General features: G+C 56.1%; 24 protein-coding genes. 15 read left to right on the top strand and 9 right to left on the bottom strand.

Translation table 11 applies throughout. From position 1 onward, the window contains the following. Window positions 1-12 precede the first annotated feature (12 nt). Window positions 13-738 carry a VIT1/CCC1 transporter family protein gene (locus PEL8287_RS02020; RefSeq protein ID WP_139837666.1) on the bottom strand — a complete coding sequence of 242 codons (726 nt, stop codon included), beginning with the start codon at window positions 736-738 and terminating at the stop codon, window positions 13-15. A 291-nt stretch (window positions 739-1,029) separates the two neighbouring features. Here PEL8287_RS02020 and lipA point away from each other — a divergent pair, with 291 nt between their 5' ends. Next, a complete protein-coding gene (gene lipA / locus PEL8287_RS02015; protein ID WP_085890674.1) occupies window positions 1,030-1,977 on the top strand; it encodes a lipoyl synthase in 948 nt (315 codons plus the stop codon). A gap of 81 nt (window positions 1,978-2,058) precedes the next feature. Here the strand turns inward: lipA and mepK are convergent, their stop codons facing one another. Further along, on the bottom strand, window positions 2,059-2,628 hold the full coding sequence (gene mepK / locus PEL8287_RS02010; RefSeq protein ID WP_085890673.1) for a peptidoglycan L,D-endopeptidase MepK: 570 nt from the start codon (window positions 2,626-2,628) through the stop codon (window positions 2,059-2,061). A 331-nt stretch (window positions 2,629-2,959) separates the two neighbouring features. Here mepK and PEL8287_RS02005 point away from each other — a divergent pair, with 331 nt between their 5' ends. Genes PEL8287_RS02005 through PEL8287_RS01990 form a run of 4 tightly spaced genes read left to right on the top strand, consistent with a single transcriptional unit; the run spans window position 2,960 to window position 7,191 of the window. Beyond that, the gene (locus PEL8287_RS02005; protein ID WP_085890672.1) at window positions 2,960-4,573 is read left to right on the top strand and encodes a L,D-transpeptidase family protein; all 1,614 of its coding nucleotides are present in this window, start codon (window positions 2,960-2,962) and stop codon (window positions 4,571-4,573) included. A 27-nt stretch (window positions 4,574-4,600) separates the two neighbouring features. Next, window positions 4,601-5,692, top strand: a complete 1,092-nt coding sequence (lpxD, locus tag PEL8287_RS02000; protein WP_085890671.1) for a UDP-3-O-(3-hydroxymyristoyl)glucosamine N-acyltransferase — start codon at window positions 4,601-4,603, stop codon at window positions 5,690-5,692. Window positions 5,693-5,725: 33 nt separating this feature from the next. Further along, window positions 5,726-5,983, top strand: a complete 258-nt coding sequence (locus tag PEL8287_RS01995) for an acyl carrier protein (RefSeq protein ID WP_085890670.1) — start codon at window positions 5,726-5,728, stop codon at window positions 5,981-5,983. Continuing rightward, window positions 5,980-7,191: a beta-ketoacyl-[acyl-carrier-protein] synthase family protein gene (locus tag PEL8287_RS01990; protein WP_085890669.1), complete on the top strand. Its 1,212-nt coding sequence runs from the start codon at window positions 5,980-5,982 to the stop codon at window positions 7,189-7,191. The genes PEL8287_RS01995 and PEL8287_RS01990 overlap by 4 nt, the downstream gene beginning before the upstream one ends. A 7-nt stretch (window positions 7,192-7,198) precedes the next feature. Here the strand turns inward: PEL8287_RS01990 and PEL8287_RS01985 are convergent, their stop codons facing one another. Together PEL8287_RS01985 and PEL8287_RS01980 are read right to left on the bottom strand one after the other, a co-directional pair. After that, window positions 7,199-7,573, bottom strand: a complete 375-nt coding sequence (locus PEL8287_RS01985) for a hypothetical protein (RefSeq protein WP_085890668.1) — start codon at window positions 7,571-7,573, stop codon at window positions 7,199-7,201. Window positions 7,574-7,722: 149 nt separating this feature from the next. Continuing rightward, a complete protein-coding gene (locus PEL8287_RS01980; RefSeq protein ID WP_235862115.1) occupies window positions 7,723-8,397 on the bottom strand; it encodes an invasion associated locus B family protein in 675 nt (224 codons plus the stop codon). A 428-nt stretch (window positions 8,398-8,825) separates the two neighbouring features. On the opposite strand from PEL8287_RS01980, the gene PEL8287_RS01970 reads away from it, so the two are divergent. The 5 genes from PEL8287_RS01970 (at window position 8,826) to PEL8287_RS01950 (ending at window position 15,620) form a co-directional block, all read left to right on the top strand. After that, the gene (locus tag PEL8287_RS01970) at window positions 8,826-10,367 is read left to right on the top strand and encodes a helicase HerA-like domain-containing protein (protein ID WP_085890665.1); all 1,542 of its coding nucleotides are present in this window, start codon (window positions 8,826-8,828) and stop codon (window positions 10,365-10,367) included. Between the two features lie 92 nt (window positions 10,368-10,459). Continuing rightward, complete coding sequence (locus PEL8287_RS01965) at window positions 10,460-10,702, top strand: exodeoxyribonuclease VII small subunit (protein WP_085890963.1); 243 nt, start codon at window positions 10,460-10,462, stop codon at window positions 10,700-10,702. A gap of 5 nt (window positions 10,703-10,707) precedes the next feature. Further along, window positions 10,708-11,574 (top strand): polyprenyl synthetase family protein, encoded by an 867-nt coding sequence (locus PEL8287_RS01960; protein ID WP_085890664.1) that lies wholly within the window; start codon window positions 10,708-10,710, stop codon window positions 11,572-11,574. A gap of 23 nt (window positions 11,575-11,597) precedes the next feature. Then, on the top strand, window positions 11,598-13,526 hold the full coding sequence (gene dxs, locus PEL8287_RS01955; protein ID WP_085890663.1) for a 1-deoxy-D-xylulose-5-phosphate synthase: 1,929 nt from the start codon (window positions 11,598-11,600) through the stop codon (window positions 13,524-13,526). A 291-nt stretch (window positions 13,527-13,817) separates the two neighbouring features. Next, window positions 13,818-15,620, top strand: a complete 1,803-nt coding sequence (locus tag PEL8287_RS01950) for an NAD(P)/FAD-dependent oxidoreductase (RefSeq protein ID WP_085890662.1) — start codon at window positions 13,818-13,820, stop codon at window positions 15,618-15,620. Window positions 15,621-15,772: 152 nt separating this feature from the next. On the opposite strand, the gene PEL8287_RS01945 is transcribed toward PEL8287_RS01950, so the two are convergent. From PEL8287_RS01945 to PEL8287_RS01930, 4 genes are all read right to left on the bottom strand, one after another. Then, the gene (locus tag PEL8287_RS01945; RefSeq protein ID WP_085890661.1) at window positions 15,773-16,345 is read right to left on the bottom strand and encodes a cob(I)yrinic acid a,c-diamide adenosyltransferase; all 573 of its coding nucleotides are present in this window, start codon (window positions 16,343-16,345) and stop codon (window positions 15,773-15,775) included. Between the two features lie 8 nt (window positions 16,346-16,353). Next, window positions 16,354-16,560 carry a twin transmembrane helix small protein gene (locus PEL8287_RS01940; protein WP_085890660.1) on the bottom strand — a complete coding sequence of 69 codons (207 nt, stop codon included), beginning with the start codon at window positions 16,558-16,560 and terminating at the stop codon, window positions 16,354-16,356. A 118-nt stretch (window positions 16,561-16,678) separates the two neighbouring features. Beyond that, complete coding sequence (locus PEL8287_RS01935; RefSeq protein WP_085890659.1) at window positions 16,679-17,509, bottom strand: SDR family NAD(P)-dependent oxidoreductase; 831 nt, start codon at window positions 17,507-17,509, stop codon at window positions 16,679-16,681. A 36-nt stretch (window positions 17,510-17,545) separates the two neighbouring features. Beyond that, window positions 17,546-18,181 carry an SH3 domain-containing protein gene (locus PEL8287_RS01930; RefSeq protein ID WP_085890658.1) on the bottom strand — a complete coding sequence of 212 codons (636 nt, stop codon included), beginning with the start codon at window positions 18,179-18,181 and terminating at the stop codon, window positions 17,546-17,548. 143 nt (window positions 18,182-18,324) lie between these two features. Here PEL8287_RS01930 and PEL8287_RS01925 point away from each other — a divergent pair, with 143 nt between their 5' ends. The 5 genes from PEL8287_RS01925 to PEL8287_RS01905 all read left to right on the top strand — a co-directional run bounded on the left by PEL8287_RS01925 (window position 18,325) and on the right by PEL8287_RS01905 (window position 24,710). Beyond that, window positions 18,325-20,748, top strand: coding sequence for a DNA topoisomerase IV subunit A (locus PEL8287_RS01925; protein WP_085890657.1), 2,424 nt, complete (start codon window positions 18,325-18,327; stop codon window positions 20,746-20,748). A gap of 107 nt (window positions 20,749-20,855) precedes the next feature. After that, a complete protein-coding gene (locus tag PEL8287_RS01920; protein ID WP_235862113.1) occupies window positions 20,856-22,097 on the top strand; it encodes a DUF898 family protein in 1,242 nt (413 codons plus the stop codon). Continuing rightward, window positions 22,097-23,221, top strand: a complete 1,125-nt coding sequence (locus tag PEL8287_RS01915) for a M48 family metallopeptidase (protein ID WP_085890656.1) — start codon at window positions 22,097-22,099, stop codon at window positions 23,219-23,221. The genes PEL8287_RS01920 and PEL8287_RS01915 overlap by 1 nt, the downstream gene beginning before the upstream one ends. Before the next feature lie 293 nt (window positions 23,222-23,514). Further along, window positions 23,515-23,958, top strand: a complete 444-nt coding sequence (aroQ, locus tag PEL8287_RS01910; RefSeq protein ID WP_085890655.1) for a type II 3-dehydroquinate dehydratase — start codon at window positions 23,515-23,517, stop codon at window positions 23,956-23,958. 74 nt (window positions 23,959-24,032) lie between these two features. Beyond that, entirely contained in the window at window positions 24,033-24,710 is a 678-nt protein-coding gene (locus tag PEL8287_RS01905) for a helix-turn-helix transcriptional regulator (RefSeq protein WP_370737910.1), read from the top strand. 330 nt (window positions 24,711-25,040) lie between these two features. Here the strand turns inward: PEL8287_RS01905 and PEL8287_RS01900 are convergent, their stop codons facing one another. After that, window positions 25,041-26,162, bottom strand: coding sequence for a serine/threonine protein kinase (locus tag PEL8287_RS01900; protein ID WP_085890653.1), 1,122 nt, complete (start codon window positions 26,160-26,162; stop codon window positions 25,041-25,043). Between the last annotated feature and the right edge of the window lie 36 nt (window positions 26,163-26,198).

Raw genomic sequence — 26,198 nt, 5'->3', positions numbered from 1 at the left:
CTGCGGTTTCGTTTATCCGCCGACCAGCCAGCCAACCAAAAAGGCAACAACTGCACAAACCGATCCGACCAGCACGGTTTCACCCACCGTGCGTTTCAAGCTCTCTCCCGTTGCGCTCCACCTCAGCAATCCCAGCCCTACCAGTGCGGCCAGGGTTGCCATCACTGACAACACAAAAGCCGTGTCATCCGGAGGCAGCAGAAAATAGGGGACCAGAGGGATAAACCCGAAAGAAACAAAGGACATAAAGGTGAAAAGCCCGTTCAATGCCGGGCTTTCGCTGTCAGGATCTTGCATTCCGAATTCAAAGGTCATCATCAGATCCGCCATCATTTCAGGATGTCTGGACAGGATTGCGGTCGTAGTATCAGCCTCGTTAGGGGTCAGGCCGCGCTCTCGCATAATTTCAAAAAGCTCAAGCCGCTCTTGTTCGGGATTTTGCGCAATTTCGCGCAATTCGCATTCGCGCCGAGCCCGGTACTGATCATGCTGCGAACGCAGTGACAGAAACTCACCCAGGCCCATGCTGACCGCATCGGCAAACAGATTGGCCAAACCAAACACCAGTACAGCCAGTCCGCCAATCTGCGCAACGCCATCGCTTGCAGCCCCGGCGAAGCCCGCAACAATGGCAAAGGTGGTGACAATACCGTCATTACCGCCAAAAATGATCTGTTTAAGGAATTCCTGCGTGCGGTTAAGCGCATGGGCCTTGCGTCGGTGGGCCTGCCAATCCATCTGCTCTCCTTGGCGATGCTGCCGGATTGCTTTGAAAATAGCCACCATACCGGAAGGTGCAACTGCACAACTTGCCCCGCAAACAGCTTCACCTGAGCAAAGGTTAATCTCGACGGAAAAAGACCCGCATCGGGGAGATGCGGGCCTTTATACATGAAGCCACTCGTTAAAACGGTGGAAACTGTGGGATAACCTGCAAAAAACCGCATGGCAGCATTGCGAAACTGGTACTATCCACCACCGTAAACTATAGATAAGAACTGTTACCAAACCATTCGCGGGGAAAAATTCGTGCGTGATCTCAAAATCCCTGAGCAGCGTCATCCGGAAAAAGCACATCGTCCGGACAATGCGCAGCCTAGAAAACCGGACTGGATCAGGGTTAAGGCCCCGACCGGCAAAGGGTACTTCGAGACCCATAAAATCATGCGAGAGCATAAGCTGGTCACCGTCTGCGAAGAGGCCGGATGCCCCAATGCCGGCGAATGCTGGAGCCAGGGCCACGCCACCATGATGATCATGGGCGACGTCTGTACCCGTGCTTGCAGTTTCTGCAATATCGCCACTGGTAAACCGCCGGAAGGTCTGGATGCGTTCGAGCCGGGCCGTGTCGCGGATGCTGTGGCCAAGTTGGGTCTGAATCACGTCGTCGTTACCAGCGTAGACCGCGATGATATAAAAGATGGCGGGGCAGAGCATTTTGCCCAGACCATCCGCGCGATCCGTCACCGCAGCCCGGGCACCACAATTGAAATCCTCACACCGGATTTCCTGCATTGCGATCCTGCTGTTCTTGAGGTTGTGGTCGAGGCAACACCGGACGTGTTCAATCATAACCTTGAAACCGTGCCCGGCCTTTACCCCGAGGTGCGTCCTGGTGCGCGTTATTTCCATTCACTGCGTCTTTTGCAGCGGGTGAAAGAACTGGATCCTACCATGTTCACCAAATCCGGGATTATGCTGGGTCTCGGTGAAGACCGCCAGGCTGTGCATCAGGTGATGGATGACATGCGCGCGGCAGGTGTAGATTTTCTGACAATCGGCCAGTACCTACAACCTACGCCCAAGCATCATGCCGTTGATCGCTTTGTGCATCCTGACGAATTTGCCGCCTATGAAAAGGCCGCCTATGGCAAGGGATTTCTGATGGTGTCGGCGACACCCCTGACACGTTCGTCGTACCACGCAGGAGATGATTTTGCCAAACTTCAGGCTGCGCGCCGGGCGAAATTCGGATAAGTTCCGGAAGAATGACAAAAGAAAACACCGGCTGAAATTTCAGCCGGTGTTTTTCTGTGTTGGACCTTGGCGCGAGGGGCGTTATCTGCCCCAGCTGCGGACAGGGCCACAATCCATGTGTACAAAATTGCTGCCCGAGTATTTGCCAACACCGCCACCGCGACAGGCAACCGCTGCACTATACATTTGATTGACCGACCGGCTGGCCAAGCGTAGGTCAGCTGCTTCACCAATCATGTGGCGTGAATTCTTGGCAACACCGCGTGACCGCCTGCGCAACATCGCGTTGGTTTGGGGGCTGCGATATCCGCTTAGCAACATGTACGGCTCATGTACGTCCAGCAGGTTGTGGCTGGCGGCCATGATATCGATTGTGCGAAGGTCAATATTTTTGACGCCGTTGGTGCGCCAATCCCGCATGAACAGGTTAATCTCTTTCACAGCGTCTTTGATGTAGTTGCCATCAATCCAATAAATCGTATCCAGCTTTTCCCCGGTTCGGGGGGATGTCATGCGAATTCGCCGAATGTCGCCGGCGCCGCGCAGAAACCCTGCTGCTTTACTGTATGTAGGTGTGGCGAGTAGGGCTGTCGATGCGAATGCACCCAAAACCCCACGCCGCGTCATGCTCAACGAGCTGTGGTTTGTCATGTTAGCTAGCGCCTGTCCCGTCGCTTACCTGTTGTCCGCTGTACCGCGGTTCTGCCATCTCATCCCCAGATGTGCCGCTTTTATTACACATTAAGAATCAGCAACCAAGACAGTTTTGTTGAAAATTGCAGGCATCAAGGGTTTTCGGCAAGAATTTGCGCAAATCCCGCTCAATGTGTGGGTTTTGCCTGAAATCCGATGCGTCAGGGCCGCAATCACTAACCGGTTTTGCCAGTTGAACAACATTTGAATGGACATATTTCGTCGAAACACGAGATAGACTGCTAGGAGTTTTTTTACATGTAAAGCGCGAGCAGTTCAGGGGAGTAAGATGATTTTAGCGATGCACGGACGTTTCATGCGCCTTTTAGCGCTGACACTAGTGGTGCTGTTGAGCAACCTATTAATTACAGGCACCGCCGAAGCACAGGTGACGGCCTTTAAACAAGCCGTGGCCGAAGCCGCTGCTAAAGATCGCGACATTGCGGCATTTTACAAAGCAAACAGTTACAATGCTATCTGGACCAGCAATTCGGGGCAGGACCGGCGCCGACGTCAGGCGCTGATGAAGGCGATCGACGAGGCCGACAGTCATGGCCTGCCGGTTGCAAGGTACCGGGCTGATGCCCTGCTGCAGCAATTGCAGGCGGCCAGGTCACCGCGTGAACGGGGTTATGTCGAGGTCGAGATGAGCAGAACATTTCTGTCACTGGCCCGCGACATGCAGACTGGCGCTCTGGTGCCCAGCACGATTGATAGCGGCATCAAGCGACAGGTTCCCTACCGTGATCGTGTCTCGTATCTGACGAATTTCGTTAAAAGCAATCCAAGCGGTTTCTTTCGGGCACTGCCGCCTAAAACCAACGAATACAGCCGCTTGATGAAGGAAAAACTGCGACTGGAACGTCTGCTTGCCAACGGAGGCTGGGGGCAAGACGTGCCGTCAAAAGCCCTGAAACCCGGCCAGTCTGGCGATGCTGTTGTGATCTTGCGGAACCGGCTGATGGCGATGGGCTATCTGAAACGTTCCGCAAACCCTTCCTATGATGAAAAGCTGCAACAAGCAGTACAGCAGTTCCAGCTGGCCCATGGCCTTGCGCCCGATGGCGTGGCCGGGCCCGGCACCATGAGTGAGATCAACAAACCGGTGCAGGCCAGGCTGCAGTCGGTGATCGTGGCGATGGAACGGGAACGCTGGCTGAATCGGGATCGTGGTGATCGGCATATTCTGGTCAACCTGACCGATTTCAGTGCACGCATCATCGACAAGGACCGGGTATCCTTTGAAACCCGCGCTGTTGTTGGCAAAAATGAACATGACCGTCGCAGTCCCGAATTTTCAGACATGATGGAATTCATGGTGATCAACCCGACATGGCATGTACCGCGTTCGATCGCCGTCAAAGAATACCTGCCGATGATGAAACGCAATGCAAACGCGGCCGGACATCTCAAGCTGATCGACAGGCAGGGGCGTGCGGTCAGTCGGGCCTCGATAGATTTTGGCGCTTATACGGAAAAAAACTTTCCTTATGCGATCAAACAGCCTCCCTCGCGGCGCAACGCACTTGGACTCGTCAAGTTCATGTTCCCAAACAAATACAATATCTATCTGCACGATACGCCGGCCAAAAATCTGTTTGCCCGAGATAAACGCGATTTCAGCCATGGCTGTATTCGTCTGCATCAACCCTTCGATTTCGCTTACGAATTGTTGTCCAAACAGGAACGTGACCCCGAGGCGTTCTTCCAGGCAAAACTGGCCACCGGAAGGGAAACTGTGGTGCAACTTGAAAAACCGGTGCCAGTACACATTATCTATCGCACGGCGTTCACCACCCCGAAAGGTCGTACTCAATATCGCGGCGACGTTTATGGTCGGGATGCCAAAATTTGGAACGCACTGTCCAAGGCAGGGGTTTCACTGCGCGCCGTTCGGGGATAAACGACTCCCCAAGACTAGGGGAGTGTGATGGCTTACACGATTGATCAGATTGCGACGGCGTTAGGGGCCATGGCCTTTGGCGCCGTTGATTTGGAAATTGACGGCGTCGCGGAGCCCGTTGATGCCACCGCACGTGACCTGGCTTTGGCGATGAAGCCCGAATATGCCGAAAGCTTGCCGCGCGGCGCGGCCCGTGCCGCCATGGTTTGGGACGGGGCGGACTGGCAGGCGCTTGGGCTGGAGGCCGCAATTGTCGCGCCCCGCCCGCGTTACGTGATGTCAGGGCTTACGGCCATGATGGACACCGGGCAGGGATGGGGCGATGGCGTTCACCCCTCAGCCGTCGTTGACCCCACTGCCGAACTGGGTGCTGGCGTCACTGTCGGGCCCTTGGCCGTTATCTGCGCAGGCGCAAAAATTGGTGCTGGCACAGTAATTGGCCCGCAAAGTTTTGTCGGCACAGACGCGATGGTTGGCACAAAGGGCTTTCTGCGCGAAGGTGTGCGCATCGGTGCCCGAGTTAGGATTGGCGAGCGTTTCATTGCGCAGCCCGGTGCGGTTGTGGGAGGTGACGGTTTTTCTTATGTCACGCCGGAAAAATCTTCAGTCGAACAGGCCCGCCAGACGTTGGGGGATCAGGGCGACACGACTGCACAAAGCTGGACGCGTATCCATAGCCTTGGGGCGGTCAGCATCGGTGACGATGTAGAATTGGGCGCCAACTGCACCATCGACCGCGGCACCATCCGCGACACCCGTATCGGCAACGGCACCAAAATCGACAACCTGGTGATGATTGGCCATAATGTTGAGATCGGCAATGACTGTCTGCTGTGCGGTCATGTCGGCATCGCAGGCTCGACGCGGATCGGCAACAATGTTGTTCTGGCTGGCCAGACCGGTGTCAGCGATAATATTTTCATTGGCGATAACGTGATCACCGGCGGCGGCACCATCGTGCTGTCCAACATTCCCGAGGGTCGCGTCATGCTGGGCTATCCGGCGATGAAGATGGAAACCACAATGGAGGTTTTCAAAGGTGTCCGTCGGCTCAAGCGGTTATTCGATGATGTTGCGCAACTTAAAAAAACAGTTTCTAAACCTACATCGAATGACTAAATCCACCGCGGAACAAGCTGGAAGGTGTCGGGAATGAACATCACGGATCGTGTCATTGCAATCATCGCCGAGCAGGCCGTATTGGAACCCTCGGATGTGACTCTGGACAGCACTTTAAAGGATCTGGGTATCGACAGCCTTGGGCTGGTCGAAAGTATTTTCGCTATCGAGGAAGAATTTGACATCTCGGTTCCGTTCAATGCGAACGAACCACAGGAAGGTGATTTTGACATTTCATCGGTCAGGTCCATCGTCTCGGGTATCGAAAAGCTGGTGAAAGAGCAGTCGTGAAACGCGTTGTCATTACCGGCGCCGGGACGATCAATTCTTTGGGCACGTCGGTGCCTGAAACCCTTGAGGCCATGCGGGAAGGCCGCTGCGGAATCTCTGAGCTTGAATTTCGCGACGTTGAACGTCTGTCGATCCGCATTGGCGGACAGGTCAAGAATTACCAGCCTGAAACCCGCTTCAATCGACAGCAGCTTGCGCTTTATGATCGTTTCACACAATTCACTTTAATCGCCGCCCGCGAGGCAATCGCGCAGGCGGGTCTTGAGTTTTCCGGCGAGTTGGCTGCAAGGGCAGGGGTTGTTCTAGGCAACTCTGGCGGTGGCATGACCACGCTGGATGACAATTATCGTTCGGTTTATGAAGATGGCAAAAACCGGGTTCACCCGTTTGTCGTGCCCAAGCTGATGAACAACGCAGCTGCCAGCCATGTATCTATGGAGTTCAACCTCAAAGGTCCCAGCTTTACTGTTTCGACGGCCTGTGCGTCTTCCAATCATGCGATGGCGCAGGCGTTTCAGATGGTGCATGGCGGCGTAAGTCCGGTGATGGTCACCGGCGGATCGGAATCCATGCTGTGTTTCGGCGGGGTAAAAGCATGGGAAGGGCTGCGCGTAATGTCCAAGGACGCCTGCCGGCCGTTCTCAGCCAACCGAAACGGCATGGTGCAGGGCGAGGGCGCGGGCGTTTTCGTGTTTGAAGAGCTTGAGCATGCCAAAAAACGCGGCGCTGCCATTTTGGCCGAAGTGGCTGGTTTCGCCATGTCGTCCGACGCTGCTGACATCGTGATGCCATCAAAACAGGGGGCTGCCCGCGCGATCAAAGGTGCGCTACAGGATGCGCGCATCGACCTGTCGGAGGTGGGATATATCAACGCCCACGGCACTGGTACGGCCGCCAACGATAAAACCGAATGCGCCGCTGTGGCGGATGTCTTTGGGGCTCATGCCGACAAGCTGTTGATCAGCTCAACCAAATCAATGCATGGTCACCTGATCGGCGGCACCGGTGCGGTTGAATTGCTGGCTTGTATCATGGCCCTGCGCGACGGGGTGATCGCCCCGACGATCGGATATGAAGAGCCAGATCCGGAATGCGCACTGGATGTTGTGCCCAACGAGGCGCGCGAGGCTATAGTTGACGTGGCCCTGTCCAATGCCTTTGCCTTTGGTGGTCTCAACGCAGTGCTCGCGCTACGCCGTTTTACCTGAGCCAGCCTCAGACAAATTTGAAACCGGCATCCCCCTGGCGCTTCAGCGCATTGGCTGTCCAAAGCGCCCCGGCTGCATCTATGGCTAAAATTACAAGATAATTGGCGGCAAGCCCGGCGAAGACCACCCAGATCAGCGTGGCCAGAAAAAGGCCCAGTCGACCAATGACCGTGGCCTGGAAAAAAGCCGTGTTCGTGTCGCGCGCCATACGCCAGTAATAATAGGCCAGCACCAACACCAGGAAGCCAACAAAAAGAATGTTATTGTCGGCAGGCGGTGGAAGTAAAATAAATGCAGCCATAAGGGCAGGTGCAAATACAAGACACGCCCCAAGAACCAAAAGATAATAACTGAAATACTCGATCGTCTTCTGTGCTGTCACGCGTGTTTCCCCCCTGAGAACTTGATAAGCATTCCGCATGTTTTACACGGGTCTTTTGAAACCCGGGCGAAAAAAATCAAAGCAGGGGGCATTCAAGAAAATGGCGCCACCCGGTTGGGCAGCGCCATGAAATTCAACTGTTTGTGCGATTAGCGTCGGATGGTCGAGGCATTCTCGAATGCCGCTGTAAATCCTTTCAACGACGCCTTGATGTTGACAACCTGATCCGGTGCCTGGGCGGGCACGATCTGCAGGTTGGCCTCGACACCACGTTTCAGAGCTTCGATATCGCTGGCGGAAAGACCGAGCCGGGAAAAGCATCCAATCATGGTGCAAAACGAATAGGGATAGGTTTTCGGTTTTCCACCATCGATTGAAAGTTGCATTTCTTTGCTAAGAAGCGTCCCCAGCGGTACGACCAGGGTCGCGCCTGCCACGGCTTGTTGCCCCTCGGGCAACCGATAAATGCTGAACTCTGCAACCGGGTTGCCCGCATCTTCACGCAAAAGCTGGTACATCTGACAAAGATCCTCCTCACCCTCGCTGCGGAAGCATTTAAGATCCCAGTCACCGTAAGTAGCTTTGATATAAGTCGGGTCTTCCTGAACCTCTTTGCCCATGTCCAGCCCGGTATCAGCGGCACTTTCCTCTTCCTGAGGGGCGTTTTCAGAGGCGGCACCGGTAGCTGTGCTACCTTCGGCTTGCGTTTCAGTCTGAGTGGTTGACTCAGTCTCGGTCGTTCCAGTTGTTGTCTCCTGAGCGGAGGCGGCTGTTCCGAGAATAAGAAGGGTGACCAATGGCAGGGTCGAAAGAAATCTGGGCATGTTTTCCCCGTTTGTGACTTTGAAGTTCTGAGCGCGCTCTATCATGGGTCACTGGCAGTGTCAGGATAGAAAACGCATATGAAGATGTTGATCAGGGCGGTTTCCCGCCATTCCATGTCCGGCAATTTAAATCTTTTTCGGGTGAAAACAAGAAAGAGGCCTCTCGGCCTCTTTCTATATTATCTCCCCGTCGGACTGGCCGACTTAGTTATTGGTCGGGACGCTATGACAGTTACCGCTATCCGTCAACAGGCCAAGTACAAAAATTCACGAAAAAAAGACCGCACCGGGGGTGCGGTCAGTCTGACAGGGAGGAAGTCATCCCAAAGCCACGAGGACATGCGGCAAGGGATGCGATTCATACTGACGGGTAAAGTTTAACTTAGTATGTTCAGAACGTGATTTAATTTGGACAGGGGGCGATTGCCTTGGAAAATAAGGTTTTTATCGGTGGTGGTGGCAAGGATTACGGCGTCAAACAAGGCCTGATACATAAATATGCCAACCGGCACGGCCTGATTGCGGGGGCTACCGGGACCGGTAAGACCGTAACCCTGCAAATCCTGGCCGAAGGTTTTTCCGCTGCCGGCGTGCCGGTTTTCCTGTCCGATGTGAAGGGTGATCTTTCGGGTCTGGCAGCCCCGGGCAGCGACACATTCAAGCTGCACGGTGCCTTTACCGAACGCGCGGCAACCATCGGCCTGACAGACTATTGCTATGACAGTTTTCCAGTCACTTTCTGGGACCTGCTGGGCGAACAGGGGCATCCTGTCCGCACCACGCTGGCCGAAATGGGCCCGCTGTTACTGTCGCGTCTGCTAGAACTGACCGATGCACAAGAAGGTGTGATGAACATCGCCTTTCGGGTCGCCGATGAAGAAGGCATGCCGTTGCTTGACCTCAAGGACCTTCAGGCCCTGTTGGTCTGGGTCGGGGAGAATGGCAAAGAGCTATCTTTGCGCTATGGCAATGTTTCCACTCAGTCGGTGGGGGCTATCCAGCGCCAGTTGCTGGTGCTTGAAAATCAGGGTGGCGCCAAACTTTTTGGTGAACCGGCCCTTGATCTGGCTGATCTCATGCAAACCGATGCCGATGGGCGTGGACGAATCAATATCCTGGCCTCGGACAAGTTGATGGGATCACCCCGGCTCTATGCCACTTTCCTGCTGTGGCTTTTAAGCGAACTGTTCGAGGAATTGCCCGAAGTGGGCGATCCAGACAAACCCAAACTTGTCTTCTTCTTCGACGAGGCACATCTGTTGTTTGATGATGCCCCAAAGGCGCTTGTGGACAAGGTCGAGCAGGTCGCCCGTCTTATTCGCTCCAAAGGTGTTGGCATATATTTCATCACCCAGAACCCCGATGATGTGCCCGAGGATATTCTGGGCCAGCTTGGCAACCGGATTCAGCACGCCCTGCGCGCCTTTACAGCCCGCGATCAAAAGGCGCTGACACGCGCTGCCGAGACCTATCGCCCAAATCCGCGCTTTGATACAGTCGATGCGATCCGCGATGTCGGCGTGGGCGAGGCTGTCACCTCGATGCTGGAAAACAAAGGCGTGCCGGGTATCGTCGAACGCACGCTGATCCGTCCACCTTCTTCAAAACTTGGCCCGATTGACGACGCAACCCGCCGGCAGGTCATGGCAGGCTCGCCCGTGGCTGGAAAATACGAGGCCTTGCTGGACCGAAAATCAGCCTACGAGATTCTGGCCGACCGCGCGGCAACTGCTGCCAAAGAAGCCGAAAAAGCCGAAGCAGAGGCCGAAGACCTGTCCCCGGCGATCCGCGAATTCAACGCCGGTCGCCGGTATACTGGCAAAAGCGTGCCCCGCTCCACCTCGAAGGGTCCAAGCCTTGGGGGCAGCATCGGCAAGGCCGTTACCAACATTGTCCTGAAAGAGCTGAAAGGTACCACCGGCCGCCGCATCGTGCGGGGCATTCTGGGCGGGTTTTTCAAAGGGCGCTGAACTGGCCATGCAATGGATCGTCAATCAAATTGAACCCCGGCGCCGCGCCGTCTATGCTGCGCCGGAATGCCGCCAGCCACAGGATAGCAGATATGACCGATACCCCCGTTTCAGAGATGACATTCGAACAGGCTATGGCCGAACTGGAACAGGTCGTGGGCAAACTGGAACGTGGGGATGTGGCGCTGGATGATTCGATCAAGCTTTATGAGCGCGGCGCCGAATTGAAAAAACGCTGCGAGACCAAGCTGAAAGAGGCGGAGGAAAAAGTCGCCGCAATCACGCTGGACGGTGACGGGCAACCCACAGGAACTACCCCGGTCGAAGGTCTTTAAATCCGATGCACGACCGTCTTGCGCAGGGTGCAGCCCGTGTCCAATCCCATTTGGATCAGGTTCTGAGCCCCTTTGGTGACGGCCATGTCGCGCTGGGCATGCGCTATGCGACCCGGGGTGGCAAACGCATCCGTGCCTTTCTGGTGCTGGAAAGCGCGCGCTTGCACGGGGTATCTGAATCCTCGGCCCTCTGGCCTGCCTGTGCCATCGAGGCGCTGCACGCCTATAGCCTGGTGCACGATGACCTGCCCGCAATGGACAATGATGACATGCGCCGGGGCCAGCCGACCGTGCATGTAAAATGGGACGAAGCAACCGCGATCTTGGTCGGTGACGCCCTGCAATCTCTGGCCTTCGAACTGGTCAGCCACCCAGAGGGCGCTGCCTCTGGCGAAACGCGCGCCAATCTTGCCCTGACCCTGGCGCGCGCCGCTGGCGGGCAGGGGATGGTGCTGGGGCAGGCGCTGGATATTGCTGCGGAAACCGCTCCAACCCCGCTCACACTTGAGGCTATTACCGATCTGCAGGCTGGCAAAACCGGCGCACTGATCGAGTGGTCCGCCACCAGTGGCGCAGTGATGGCCGGGGCTGATCCCACCCCGCTGCAGACTTATGCCAAAGCCCTGGGGCTGGCCTTTCAGATTCAGGATGATGTGATTGATGTCACCGGCGATGCCACTGCCGCAGGTAAGGCCGTTGGCAAGGACGCTGCCGCAGGTAAAGCGACATTCGTTTCTCTGTTGGGGCTGGTTGAGGCGAAACGCCGCGCCGAAATCCTTGTCGAGCAGGCCTGCGAGGCCATATCTTGTTATGGTGGGGACGCGGATACCTTGCAGCAGGTCGCACGCTTCGTTATCTCGCGTCAGACCTGAGTATCACCCCGAGGAGGGGCCAAATGTCAAACCGTCCGGAAACACCGCTGTTGGATCAGGTTGCAAACCCCGCAGACCTGAAACGGTTTTCGGACGTGCAACTGACACAATTGGCCCACGAACTGAGGGCCGAAACCCTTTCAGCAGTGTCGGAAACCGGCGGCCATCTGGGCGCAGGCCTTGGCGTGGTCGAACTTACCGTGGCCTTGCATGCGGTTTTTGATGCACCCCGCGACAAGATTATCTGGGATGTCAGCCACCAGTGTTATCCCCATAAAATTCTGACCGGCAGACGTGACCGCATCCGTACCCTTCGGCAAAAGGATGGCCTGAGTGGGTTCACCAAACGCTCTGAATCGCCCTACGATCCTTTTGGGGCCGCCCATAGTTCCACCTCGATCAGTGCCGCTCTTGGCTTTGCCGTCGCCCGCGATCTGGGCGGCATCTGTGACACCGGCCACGGCGATGCAATTGCCGTGATTGGGGATGGCGCCATGAGTGCCGGCATGGCGTTTGAGGCGATGAACAACGCAGGCCATCTCAAAAAACGACTGATTGTCATTCTGAATGACAACGAAATGTCTATCGCCCCGCCTGTGGGCGCTTTATCATCTTATCTTTCGCGGCTTTACGCCGGTGAGCCGTTTCAGGAATTCAAGGCCGCAGCCAAGGGTGCCGTATCCCTGCTGCCTGAACCCTTTCAGGAAGGCGCCCGACGGGCCAAGGAAATGCTCAAGGGCCTGGCCGTTGGGGGTACGCTTTTTGAAGAACTTGGTTTCAGCTATGTCGGCCCCATCGACGGCCATGATATGTCCCAGTTGCTGCCGGTCCTGCGTACCGTGCGCCAGCGCGCGACCGGTCCGATCCTGATTCACGTGATTACCAAAAAGGGCAAGGGCTATGCCCCTGCCGAGGCCGCGCGAGACGGTGGCCACGCAACCGCGAAATTCGACATGGTCACGGGCAAACAGGTCAAGGCACCCTCGAATGCGCCCAGCTATACAAAAGTGTTTGCCGAGGTGCTGCTGACCCACGCTGCAAAGGACGACAAGATCTGCGCCATTACCGCGGCCATGCCTGATGGCACCGGGCTTGATCTTTTTGCCACCCGCTATCCGTCGCGCTGCTTCGATGTGGGCATCGCCGAACAACATGCTGTGACTTTTTCGGCCGGGCTTGCGGCAGGTGGAATGAAGCCCTTCTGCGCGCTTTATTCAACCTTCCTGCAACGTGGTTACGATCAGGTGGTTCATGACGTGGCCATACAACGTTTGCCGGTGCGCTTTGCCATTGATCGCGCTGGACTGGTCGGCGCTGACGGTGCGACCCATGCGGGCAGTTTTGACATCGCATTTCTTGCCAACTTGCCCGGCTTTGTGGTCATGGCTGCAGCGGACGAGGCCGAACTTATGCATATGGTCGCGACCGCCGTCGCCCATGACACCGGCCCCATCGCCTTTCGCTATCCCCGCGGCGAGGGGCAGGGGGTTGAGATGCCCGAAAAGGGCGAGGTTCTTGAAATCGGTAAAGGCCGGATGATTCAAAACGGATCCCGTGTTGCCATCCTGTCCTTCGGGACCCGTCTGGGTGAAGTTCTCAAGGCGTCCGAAGCTCTGATTGCGCGGGGCATCACACCCACGATTGCCGACGCCCGCTTTGCCAAACCTCTGGACGAAGATCTGATCCTTGATCTTGCTGCCGGTCACGAGGCGCTTATTACCATTGAAGAAGGCGCGGTTGGCGGCTTTGGCAGTCATGTCGCCCAGCTTCTGGCTGAAAACGCAGTTTTCGACGCCGGCCTTAAATTCCGTTCGATGGTATTGCCCGATATCTTCATTGATCAGGCCAGTGCCGAAGATATGTACCGGGTCGCGGGTCTGGGCGCCGCACAGATAGAAGCCAAGGTGCTTGATGTGCTCAACATTGCTCAGATCACAGGAAAACGCGCCTGAGCGCGATAAGTGCGGCTAAATCGTTTTGAAAAATCGAAAAAAAGTTTTACAAAACGTACGTAAAAACAACGGGATACCAGCGTTTCGCGACAAGCCCTGACTCAGGTATGTCTTTAAACGCTTTTGGTGAACGGTTTGCCGGATATGATCACGGCAGGTGAATTGGCTGTTTGTGTTTTCGCAGAACGTTCATACCCGTGGAATCGCGTATTCAGACAGCGACCTTCAGCTAATAGGCAGACAACGATCATTCTGCCAAGTTACCGGTTAATTTCAAAGGGAGGTAGTGAAATGCTGGATACAACAACGGACGATCAGGTTACCGGATTTCTGGACAGGTTTGGCGCGGCGCTTGAAAGTGGAGATACCGAAGCGGCAACCAAGATGTTTCAGGACGATTGTTACTGGCGAGATCTGGTCAGTTTTACTTGGAATATCAAAACTCTAGAGGGGCAAAAGCAGATTCGCGACATGCTGTCGGAACAGCTGGGTAAGATCAAGCCTTGCAACTGGAAAATTGCAGAAGGCGAGGTCGCAACCGAGGACGGCGGGATCATCACGGCATGGATCACCTTCGAAACCGGGGTGGCACGGGGATATGGCCTGATCCGGCTTAAGGATGGCAAAATCTGGACCTTGCTTACAACCATGAGCGAACTGAAGGGGCATGAGGAACCATTGGGTTACGAACGACCGCTTGGTGCAAAACATGGGGCAGGCAAAGGCCGGTTGACCTGGGCAGAAGAGATTGAAAAAGAACGCGCTGAAATGGGTTATAAAACCCAGCCCTATACCGTCATCATCGGTGGCGGTCAGGGCGGAATTGCCTTGGGAGCGCGGCTGCGGCAACTGGGTGTACCCACCATCATTGTAGAAAAGAACGAGCGCCCCGGCGACAGCTGGCGCAAGCGTTACAAGTCGCTCTGTCTGCATGATCCGGTCTGGTATGACCATCTGCCCTATCTGCCGTTCCCGCCCAACTGGCCGGTTTTTGCGCCGAAGGACAAGATCGGTGACTGGTTGGAAATGTACACAAAGATCATGGAGCTGAATTACTGGACCCGCTCCACCGTTGAACATGCCGAGTATGACGAAAAATCCAAGGAATGGGTCATCACCGTGGACCGCGACGGCGAAAAGGTCACGCTGAAGCCCAAACAACTGGTTTTTGCCACCGGCATGTCCGGCAAGGCGAATATGCCAAAGCTACCTGGCATGGAAAAATTCAAGGGCGACCAGCATCATTCCAGCCAGCACCCCGGCCCCGATGCCTATAAGGGGAAAAAGGCCGTTGTGGTGGGATCCAACAATTCTTCGCATGATATCTGTGCGGCCCTGTGGGAGGCCGGCGTGGATGTGACGATGGTTCAGCGGTCCACTACTCATATTGTACGTTCGGAACCTTTGATGGAAATCGGGCTGGGCGACCTTTATTCCGAACGCGCGGTTGAGGCCGGTATGACCACGCAAAAGGCCGATCTGATCTTTGCGTCTTTGCCCTACAAGATTCTACATGAGTTTCAGATCCCGGTTTACGATAAAATCAAAGAGGTCGATGCTGATTTCTATGCCGGGCTGGAAAAGGCCGGCTTCCAGCTGGACTGGGGCGCTGATGGCTCGGGCCTGTTCATGAAATACCTGCGCCGCGGGTCGGGCTATTACATTGATGTGGGCGCCAGCCAGTTGATCATCGACGGCAAGATCAAGCTGGCCCACGGTCAGGTGACCGAAATTGTCGAAGACGGGTTAATACTGGACGACGGCACCAAGTTGCAGGCCGATCTGATTGTATATGCCACCGGCTATGGCTCGATGAATGGCTGGGTTGCTGACCTGATAGATCAGGAAACTGCCGACAAGGTGGGAAAGGTTTGGGGGCTGGGGTCGGACACGCCCAAGGATCCGGGCCCCTGGGAGGGCGAGCAGCGCAACATGTGGAAACCCACACAGGTCGAGGCACTGTGGATGCATGGTGGCAACCTGCACCAGTCGCGGCATTATTCTCAGTTCCTGTCGCTGCAACTAAAGGCGCGGATGGAAGGGATCGACACGCCGGTCTACGGATTGCAGGAATCCCATCACTTGGGGCGCTGAAAAGACCGGTCTACATTCAAAGCGTCCCGCCAGAGCCTTGAGACACCGCTTTTGGCGTGGCGCTTTTGAAGGGAGCTTTGGCCTTTTCGGATAAGTCTGCAGACCTTTAAACCCGGAACTGCGATTGGCAGGCGTCGGAGGCGTCACCGCTATCAGCGGTTCGCGCCCGGTACCCACAATACATCGTCTTTACCGCCGTCATTGGCCATGCGAGCGCCAACAAAGAACCAGTCGGACAGACGGTTGAGGTATTTCACAGCTGCCGGGTTAATGTCTTCCTCGCCGGCAAGTTCCACCGTCAGTCGCTCGGCCCGGCGTGAAACGGTGCGGCAAAGGTGCAGATAGGCGGCCAGTGCCGTGCCGCCAGGCAGAATGAAACTGCGCAGGGGCTCCAGCACCTTGTTCATCTCGTCGATCTCGGCCTCAAGCCTTGTGACCTGATTGTCGGTGACGCGCAGAGGCGTGTATTCGGCCTGCGTGTCCTTTTCCATGTCGGGGCGGCAAAGATCAGCGCCAAGATCGAAAAGGTCATTCTGGATGCGTTCCAGCGCCAGATCCACATCGCCAGTGGCCTGCAGGCGGGCCAGACCGACAGTCGAATTCACCTCGTCCACTGTGCCATAGGCATTGACCCGGGCCGAGTGTTTGGCGACGCGTGCGCCGTTGCCCAGGGCGGTTTCACCGGCATCGCCGGTCCGGGTGTAAATTTTGTTCAGGACAACCATGGTCTTATTTATCCCCCCTGTCTGCGAACGTATACGAATAGAAGAATGACCAGCACGGCAATGAACTGAGCAATCAGCCGCCAGCGCATGAATTTGTTCGATCGTTTGGCGTTTTCCACGCCCTCCTTGCCAAATGAGCTGATCCCCATGATCAGGATCACGGCGACGGTGATACAGGCCAGCGCCACGAGGATAAAAAGCGGGTCTTGCAGCATCGGAAGTCCTTGGGTTGATGGGTCTGGATGACATGTAGGAGGCTACGGCGGAAAAGCGAACGGGTGTTTTGGTCGCGGGCAACTTATCTGCACGGAAAAGCGGTGAAGCGCGACGGGCCTATCCTTTCGACAGCACCCAATCCAGTGCGCGGGTGGGCAGGACCCGCCGCAGCGCCCCCATGAAATAGGTTGGCGTCGTCACATAGTACCGCGGGCGCGGGCGGTTCGATTCCAGCGCGTGCACAAGTTTCCGAGTCACCGCAGAGGGTGGCAGTTCAAACGTGTCCTTGCCGGTTTTCTCGTAGAGACGCTTGCGCAGCTGCGCCCGATAGTCCTCTACACGTGGTGAATTTTCCCAGTCGATCCAACGTTCGAAATGCGGAATGGCATTGACGCGGATTTTTGAGGTGACCGGGCCGGGCTCGATCAGGACAACCTCGATCCCGGTGCCGCGCATTTCAACACGCAAGGTGTCTGTCAGCCCCTCGATTGCATATTTGGTGCTGGAATAGGCGGCGCGCCAAGGCGCAATCACCAGCCCCAGCACCGACGAGTTTTGCACGATGCGCCCGTGTCCCTGCGCCCGCATCACCGGGATCAATTGGCGGGTCAGTTCGTGCCAGCCAAAGACGTTGGCCTCAAAAATCTCGCGCAGGGCGCCGGTGGGCAGGTCTTCGACCGCGCCGGGGCAGGCATAGGCGCCGTTGTTGAACAGCGCGTCCAGTGTGCCTCCGGTCATCTCAAGCACTTCGGTCAGGCCCGAGGTGATGGTTGCTTCATCCTGATAGTCAATCAGTGGGCTTTCAAAGCCTTCGGCGCGCAGACGATCGCAATCTTCAGCCTTGCGGCACGAGGCAAAGACACGCCAGCCGCGTGCTCGCATACCATGGGCGGCGTCATAGCCGATGCCGGATGAGCATCCGGTGATAAGGAGGGTTTTCTGTGTCATAAAGCTGCTATGGCGCGAGGTGCGCGCAGATGCAACTTAGTTTGTAGCTGTAACCAGCCAATCGGCCATCCAGCCGATACGGCCGGTTTCCACCACCCGCAGCTCGATCCAGCCATTTCCGGGGCTTTGCAGAATGGAAACTTCGGTACCTTTGGTCAGTTTGCCAACCCGATCATACTGCGTGCCCGGACCGTCGCGCAAATTGACCAGATCTCCGGTTACAAGGCGGATGTCCTCGATTGCTGCGGCGGGGTTTTCTGCCGTGACCGGCGTTTGCCGAGCGGCAGCATCTGCGGCTGCAGTGGCTGTTTCAATCGCTGTCGTCGTATTGGGCAGGGTGATCGACGCAGGTTTTACCGGGTCGGCTGATACAGTGGGTTTGGCGATATCCTCGGCTGTTACAGTGGCGAGCGTGATCTGGAAGCGGTTGCCGGCTGATAGATCAAGTTGATCCAGCGAGGTGATAGCCTGCGACGTAGCACCCGCTTTGGGCAGTCCGCTTTCGGCCAGTTGGATCACATTCATGCGCACGGGACGGGGCACCGGACGTACATGTTCAATCTTGGCGCGGGCCTGAATGGACTGGGCGCGCGGGGCATAATCTGCGCCACCGCTAAGGATATAAAAAGAATAGGCAAGAAAGGTGAAAGTTACCAAAATAAAGCGCCACATTGCGCATCCCCTGTTTACCGTACTGTCGTGCATTGGCAGCAAATACAACCTACACGATTCGAAGCCCCCAATCATGGGAAAATCAAAAAACTTTCCCACCTATCCGCTTTACGGGGAAATTCCATACGGGTATCACATCATCTATGACTGATTTGCTTGACGACCCCAATATCGGCCCCGGGACTGTGGCAGAACCGCTACGCCGCGCCATCGGCGAGCGCTACCTGACCTATGCGCTGAGCACGATTATGCACCGCGCGCTGCCGGATGCGCGCGACGGCTTGAAGCCGGTTCACCGGCGGATCCTCTATGCGATGCGCGAATTGCGGCTGAGTTCAACCGGTGGCTTCCGTAAATCGGCCAAAATCAGCGGCGACGTGATGGGTAATTACCACCCGCATGGCGACGCGGCGATCTATGATGCGATGGCGCGTCTGGCGCAGGATTTTGCTGTGCGCTATCCGCTGGTCGACGGGCAGGGGAATTTCGGCAATATCGACGGCGATAACCCGGCCGCCAGCCGGTACACCGAGGCGCGGATGACAGCTGTCGCCGAGGCGCTGCTGGATGGGCTGACCGAAAACGCTGTTGATTTTCGCGACAATTACGACGGCACACTGACCGAGCCGGTTGTCCTTCCAGCGTCGTTTCCAAACCTCCTGGCGAACGGTTCCAGCGGGATTGCGGTGGGTATGGCCACCAATATTCCGCCGCATAACATTGCTGAACTGGTTGATGCCTGCATCCATCTGATCGGAACGCCCGATTGTCGGGACGATACCCTGCTGAATTATGTCAAAGGACCCGATTTTCCCACCGGCGGCGTGATTGTCGAACCCCCCGAGAATATCGCGCAGGCCTATCGCACCGGGCGCGGATCGTTCCGGCTGCGCTGTAAATACGAAGTCGAGGATATGGGCCGGGGGCAGTGGCAGATTGTTGTCACCGAGATTCCCTATCAGGTGCAGAAATCCAAGCTGATCGAAAAGATCGCCGAGGTGATTCAGACCAAGAAAATCCCCATTCTGGCCGATGTGCGGGATGAGAGCGCCGAGGATATCCGCCTGATCCTTGAACCGCGCTCCAAGAATGTGGACCCCGAGGTGCTGATGGGGATGCTGTATCGCAACAGCGATCTTGAGGTGCGGTTCAGCCTGAACATGAATGTTCTGATCGACGGGGTGACACCCAAGGTCTGCAGCCTCAAGGAAGTGCTGCGCGCCTTCCTGGATTTCCGGCAAGAGGTACTGATCCGCCGCTCGCGTCACCGGGTGGCCAGGATCGACCACCGGCTTGAGGTATTGCAGGGGCTGATCACTGCCTTTGTGAATCTGGATCGAGTGATCGAGATTATCCGTTATGACGACGACCCCAAGGCGGCGCTGATGTTTGAGGATTGGAGCAATCTGCATCAATCCACGCTGGCCCGCGCATTGAACGAGGGTGACTACAGATCCCCGCTTGCTGGCGTGGATGTCTCCACGTTGCGGCTTGTGGTCGACATGGACGCCGGGGCGACAGGGGTACTCTCTGAAAGCGCCCCTGAGCGCGCCGTGCCGCAAAGTTATGAGGGCCGTGAAAATGGCCTGTCGGATGTACAGGCCGAAGCGATCCTGAACATCCGCCTGCGCAGTCTGCGCCGGCTGGAAGAAGAGGCGCTGGTGAAAGAGCGCGACGCACTGATGGAAGAGCGCGCCGGGCTTGAGGATCTGCTGGAAGATCCAGGCCTGCAATGGAATGCTATCACCGACCAGTTGCGCGAGGTCAAAAAGACCTTCGGCAAGGATTATGTGCACGGCGCCCGCCGCACCCAGTTTGCCGTGGCAGGCGAGGTGGAAGAGGTGCCGCTGGAGGCAATGATCGACCGTGAACCGATAACGGTGGTCTGCAGTCAGATGGGATGGATCCGGGCAATGACCGGCCATATCGACCTGACCCGCGAGTTGAAATTCAAGGACGGAGACGGGCCGCGTTTTCTGTTTCACGCCGAGACCACCGACCGACTGCTGGCCTTTGCCAGTAACGGGCGGTTCTACACGGTTTCCGCCGCCAATTTACCTGGCGGACGCGGCATGGGAGAACCACTGCGCCTGATGGTCGATCTGCCCAACGAATGCGAGATCATCGATCTGTTTATCCACAAGCCTGGTCGCAAGCTGTTGCTGGCCTCAAGTGCGGGCGATGGCTTTGTCGTGCCCGAGGATGACGTGGTGGCCCAGACCCGCAGCGGCAAACAGGTGCTGAACGTACGCGGCGACGTGCGGGCACAGGTATGCCGCCCGGTGGCGGGCGATCACGTGGCCTGCGTGGGCGAAAACCGCAAGGTGCTGGTGTTTTCACTTGATGAACTGCCTGAAATGGGACGGGGTAAAGGCGTGCGTTTGCAGAAATACAAGGATGGGGGCCTGTCAGATGCCACCACGTTTGTATTGGCCGAGGGCCTTAGCTGGCTGGACCCGGCAGGCCGCACCCGCACCGAAACCGAACTGGCAGAATGGCGCGGCAAACGCGCCAGTTCCGGCCGCATGGCGCCGCGCGGCTTTCCACGCGACAACAAATTTACCTGATCCTCTCATTCCTGCCCAGATCGTGCCAAAAAACACCCGCAAAACGCGAGTAGGCATCCGCAATGGCCGACAGATGCGGCAGCAGGTTTTCTCGCGGAGGAGGTTTCATGACCATGGGATCAGGACAGATCAGCGGGCAATATGTGGGCAAACGCGGCCCGCTATTCGGTCTGGCCTTTACCACGGCGTTGCTGACGGCGCTGACGGTGGGGATTTACCGGTTTTGGGGAAAGACCCGCATCCGGCGCTATATCTGGTCGTCGGTCAGCGGCGATGGCGACGCGTTTGAATATACTGGCACTGGCGTCGAGAAGTTTCTGGGGTTTCTGGTGGCCATGGTCGTTCTGGCAATCTATCTGGGGATCATACAGACAATCCTGTTCTTCTTTGGTCTGACCTTGTTCACCGAAGCCGAAACAATGGCGCAGCAGGCGGCACAGGTTCTTGCCCTGAACATTACCTTTCTGGCGGTAGTGCCGCTGATTTTCTTCGCCCAATACCGCGCGCGCCGCTACAAACTGGCCCGGACCCGCTGGCGCGGCGTGCGGTTTGGCGCGGAAAAAGCGGCCTGGGGCTATTCCTGGCGGGCGATGCTGCACGGGCTGGTGACCCTTATGAGCCTTGGTTTTCTGTTGCCGCGTCAGACATTCTGTCTGGCAAAATACAAAGCGGACCGGACATGGTTCGGTGATGCAAAGTTTGAACAGCGCGGCAAATGGACCGGACTTTATCCCGCAATGAAGCAGTTGTTTTTCGCCGGGATCATTCTTGTGTTGGGCGCTATTGTTCTGGCAATTTCAGGTCAGGGCGCCGTCGGACAGCTGGTTGCCGGTTTTTTCCTGCTGATCATTGGCTTTATCTGGTTCATGATTGGCCTGGTGTCTTACCGGGTACGGTCGCTGGATTATCTGGCCAATCATCTGGTGCTTGAGGGGCAGCACGGGCAGGTGCGCTTTGCCGCCAGCCCGATGACAGGCACTGTCATCACCACGATGATCGCGGGCGGACTGGCCGCCAGCGTGCTGTCGGGAATAGCACTGTCGCTTGTTGCCCTTGTGACCGGTGCGATCTGGGCTGTGACTGGTGCCATCATCGGTGAGTCGGCCTTTCAACCGGGCGTGACCGAATTGGTTGGCCTGACCGCTTTTGCAGGGTTGTACATAGGTGCGCTGGCACTGTCTGGTGGGCTGATCCTGGTTCTTGTGACGCAGCCGATCATTGCGCATATCGTAAAGACAATCACGGTGCGCAACACCGGGGCGCTGGCGGCAATTAGGCAACGCGCGTCCGATCGGGGCGCTGATGCCGAAGGGTTTGCCGATGCGTTGGATGTTGGCGGGGCGTTCTGATGTCTTGGGTTTCGGGTTTCTTCTATGATGGCGAAACCGCAGGGCGGCATTCTGTTACTGTCGAAATGGAAGAGGGCGCAGGCGCTCTTCTGCTAACAGGCCCGACGTTGGATGACGTGCAGCGCTGGCCGCTACATCGGCTGCGTGCGCTATCGGATCACGCCCGCGAAACCAGCCTGACGCTTACATTACATGCCAGAACCAAAGATGAATCCCTGCGCGTCGCGGCCCGCCTGATTATCACAGACAAGGATTTGATCGCCCGTCTGAAAAAATTGTGCCCCGATCTTTCGCGTCAGGACATGCAAGTTGGCAGCTGGCAAAAGATCGTCAAGTGCAGCGCGCTGGCCGCCGGCGCGCTGGCGCTTATGGTTCTTGTGATCCTTCCGCGTATGGCCAATACCCTTGCCGAACTTATCCCGGTGGACCGCGAGATTGCCTTCGGAAAATCGGTCACGGCGCAGATGGAAACGGCTTTGGGGGCTTCCAAACTGGGGGATCTGCACTGTTCGAACGCCGAAGGTAACGCCGCGCTCGAGCGGCTGGTCGCCCGCCTGACCAAAGGGCAGGCCCTGCAGTACAGACCGGAGGTTCAGGTGTTAAACCACAAGATGGTCAATGCCTTCGCCGCGCCTGGCGGACAGATTGTGATGATGCGCGGGCTGATTGATAATGCCACCGGTCCCGAGGCCGTGGCCGCCGTTCTGGCCCATGAAATCGGCCATGTGGAACGCCGCGATGCAACCCGCCATGCCTTGCGCGCAGCCGGTTCGGCAGGTCTTCTGTCGATGGCGATGGGCGATTTCACCGGTGGCGCAATTGCCGTGTTTCTGGGCGAGCGGCTGTTGCAGGCCAGCTATACCCGCGAGGCGGAAACAGAGGCAGATGCGTTTGCGCTGGAAATGCTGAATGCATCCGGGGTGGACAGCACCGGTATGGCAGATTTCTTTAATCAGATGCAAAAGCTTGAGGGGCAGGGCCCCGAAGTGCTGAACTATTTTTCAACCCATCCGGCCAGCGCCAGCCGTGCCGCACAAGCCCGGGGAAACGCGGCAACACAGGTAGAAACTACACCAGCACTGAACAAAAAGGACTGGGCTGCATTAAAAGCGATATGCGGTTAGGATTTCTGCGGCCAGACGTCTGGATGGTACATATCCAATGTCTTGCTCTCCAGCCCGTTTGAACCAAATGCGCAGCGAGTACTGCAATAGCCGTCACAATATCTGTAGCTGGTGGATAGGATATACATTAAGCGCATAATCAGTATTATGTTAATAATTATGTACAGGTTGAGTTGCGGGCAATAGTGGATTGAATTACACACACAAAATCGAAATAAAAACTTTGTGACCTAAATCTCGACACCTTGGTCAACTAGGTTCTAAACGTGAAAGGCCCAAAGGGAAAACTTCTCATGACTTCGATACTGATCCTGAATGGACCGAATTTGAATCTACTTGGCACACGTCAGCCAGAAATTTACGGTCGCACTACTCTTTTAGATATTGAAAAAATATGCCGGGACAAAGCAGCGGACTTGTCCATCGATCTGGAATTTTTTCAAAGTAACCACGAAGGTGAACTTGTAGATATTATTCACAGCGCACGTGGAAAGCACCACGGGATTATTCTGAACGCTGGCGCATACACTCACACTTCGGTCGCGCTGATGGATGCTATTTCTTCGGTCGGGTTACCTGCTGTTGAACTGCATCTTTCAAATATTCATGCCCGCGAGGAATTTCGCCATCATTCCTATATCGCTAAGGTCGCACTAGGTGTTATCTGTGGTTTTGGCGCAAATGGTTATATACTGGCTCTCGATGCCATGGCGACCCATCTGGAGACTGCAAAGTGATAACCACCGAGCGTCTGAATGCGCTTCTTAGTGCCCCCAGTATCGAAGAACTGTGGGATTTGCACACGCGCCAGATGTCGGAATTCGGTTTTGACAGGTTGATGTATGGCTACACCCGGTATCGTACGGCAACGTCACTGGGAGATCCCGATGATTTTGTCCTGCTGACCAATCACAGCAGCGACTATACGGACGAGTTTATTGGTGAAGGTCTCTATTTTCATGCACCAATGGTGCGTTGGGCGCTGGAACATGATGGGGCGTGCTCCTGGTCGGTACTGGGTAAAATGATCCTTTCTGGCACGCTTACTTCGCAAGAACAGAAAGTTTTTGAGTTCAACCAATCCCATGATGTCGTCGCCGGCTACTCGATCAGTTTTCAATCTGTCTCGCCCAGAACCAAGGGGGCAATTGCGTTAACCGCACGAAAAGGTCTTAGCCAGAACGACGTTGACGCAATCTGGTCGAAACATGGTGAGGATATTCTCGCGCTGAACAACATAACCCACCTGCGAATTTTGTCCCTGCCCTACACGGCCCCCGGTCGTTCTTTGACAAAACGGCAACGAGAGGTTCTGGAATGGGTCGGTGACGGCAAGACTATTCAGGATATCGCCTTGTTGCTTGGGCTTACACCTGCCACGGTAGAGAAACATTTGCGACTCGCCCGTGAGGCCCTTAGTGTCGAAACAACGGCTCAAGCGGTTTTAAAAGCCGCTTTTCAGAACCAAATGTTCATCATTGAAAAATAAAGTATATATTTATATCAATACTTTAGTAGATGGTATGGAATCCCATACTTTCTTGACGTAACGTAAAATTGCATTCTGGTGATGTTCCGTGAGTGGTGGCTTTACAGCCCGGGAACATCAGGTCTGTACCCTCTGTGATTACAGGGCTCTCGGATCTGCCGGTCCTACCGGATGTCGGCCGCTGGATTCTATTTTTCGGGTTCAGCGGTCGGCGCTTCCTGATCGCCGTTTCATCCCCAATTTGACGGGCGATTAAAAAAGAACGGTGTCGTCTTAAACAGACAGCACCGTTCGATTCTACACGCGTTCCCTTAAATTTTTATGAGCCGCTTACATTTTCGGAAAGTAATCCTCGCAGTTACCTTCACGGAAAACATCCGCCGTGCAGCAGTGCAGTCCACCCCCAAAGGCATAAGCATCGCGCAGTTCGACGGGAACAACTTCCATACCCAGTTTGTCCATCTGTTCCATCTGGTAAACTTCTGAGGCTTCGACGCAGACAGTTTTGGGGTCCAGTACCAATACGTTCATCGAAAGCCAGGTCGACGAATAACACAGCGGTGGCGGCGCGTTATGCGCGGGCTGCGCAGCATCCACGATCTCCCAGCCGTTGTCGTTGAACATCCTGCGCTGGTCATCGGGCAGACGGCGCTGCGGGTTGTTCAGAATCAGACCCGGGCGCAGAGGTGTGAACGTGGCGTCGATATGGATCGGATAAGGGTCTCCGGGGAAGTTCACCGTATGCACCCGGTGATCGGGAAAATGACGGCGGAGCCACTCGATCCCTTTCATATTCGTGGTGAACCCGTGCTGTACCACCAGATCACGACCAAAGCGCAGCACATCGGCGGCATCAAACAGTGGCTCTTCTTCGGTTGTGACAAAGAATTTCTCGGCGGCCCATTTCAGGCGCTTTTCCACGCCGATCTTGTCCGACAGGTAATCGGGGTGATAATCGGCATCCGTCAGGCGTGGCTTGGGCGCGGCCTCGTGGCGGAAATTCGGGTCTTCCTCCCAATATTGCTGCATCAAGGGACGATAATTGAGGTACTCGAACCAGCGGCATCGATAGGACATCGTCGCCTCAAGCATTTCATGCCCCACGGTCAGCAGCACATCACGCGGCGGCATGCAGCCAAACTGACTGTCGGTATGAAAATCCGGTGTGGTGGCAGGCAATGAATGGTCAATACAGGTCGGTCGGTCCACCCGAATGCCGCGCTTTTTCAGCATCGCGGCGAAATTGTCCAAAAGCTCATTGGCGCGATCTATGGTCTCCTGGGGCCGCCTGCCCCACTGGCCGCGCATATCGCTATCCTCGGGCACCTTGGCATCCAACGCGGGCTCTTCCGGCGGGATATGGCAATCATCGGCACGCCCGACGATGACATGTTTCAGCGGGTCCCATTCGTTCCAGCTGTTGACGACTGTTTTCTCTGGCGACCAAGACATGGCCTGCGTCTCCTCATGTGTCGGAGAAGAAGGCGG

It is taken from the genome of Roseovarius litorisediminis, assembly GCF_900172295.1.
GTDB classification, from domain to species: Bacteria; Pseudomonadota; Alphaproteobacteria; order Rhodobacterales; family Rhodobacteraceae; genus Roseovarius; species Roseovarius litorisediminis.
The sequence above is the reverse complement of the archived record's forward strand: the minus strand, read 5'-3'. Positions and strand labels throughout refer to the sequence as shown.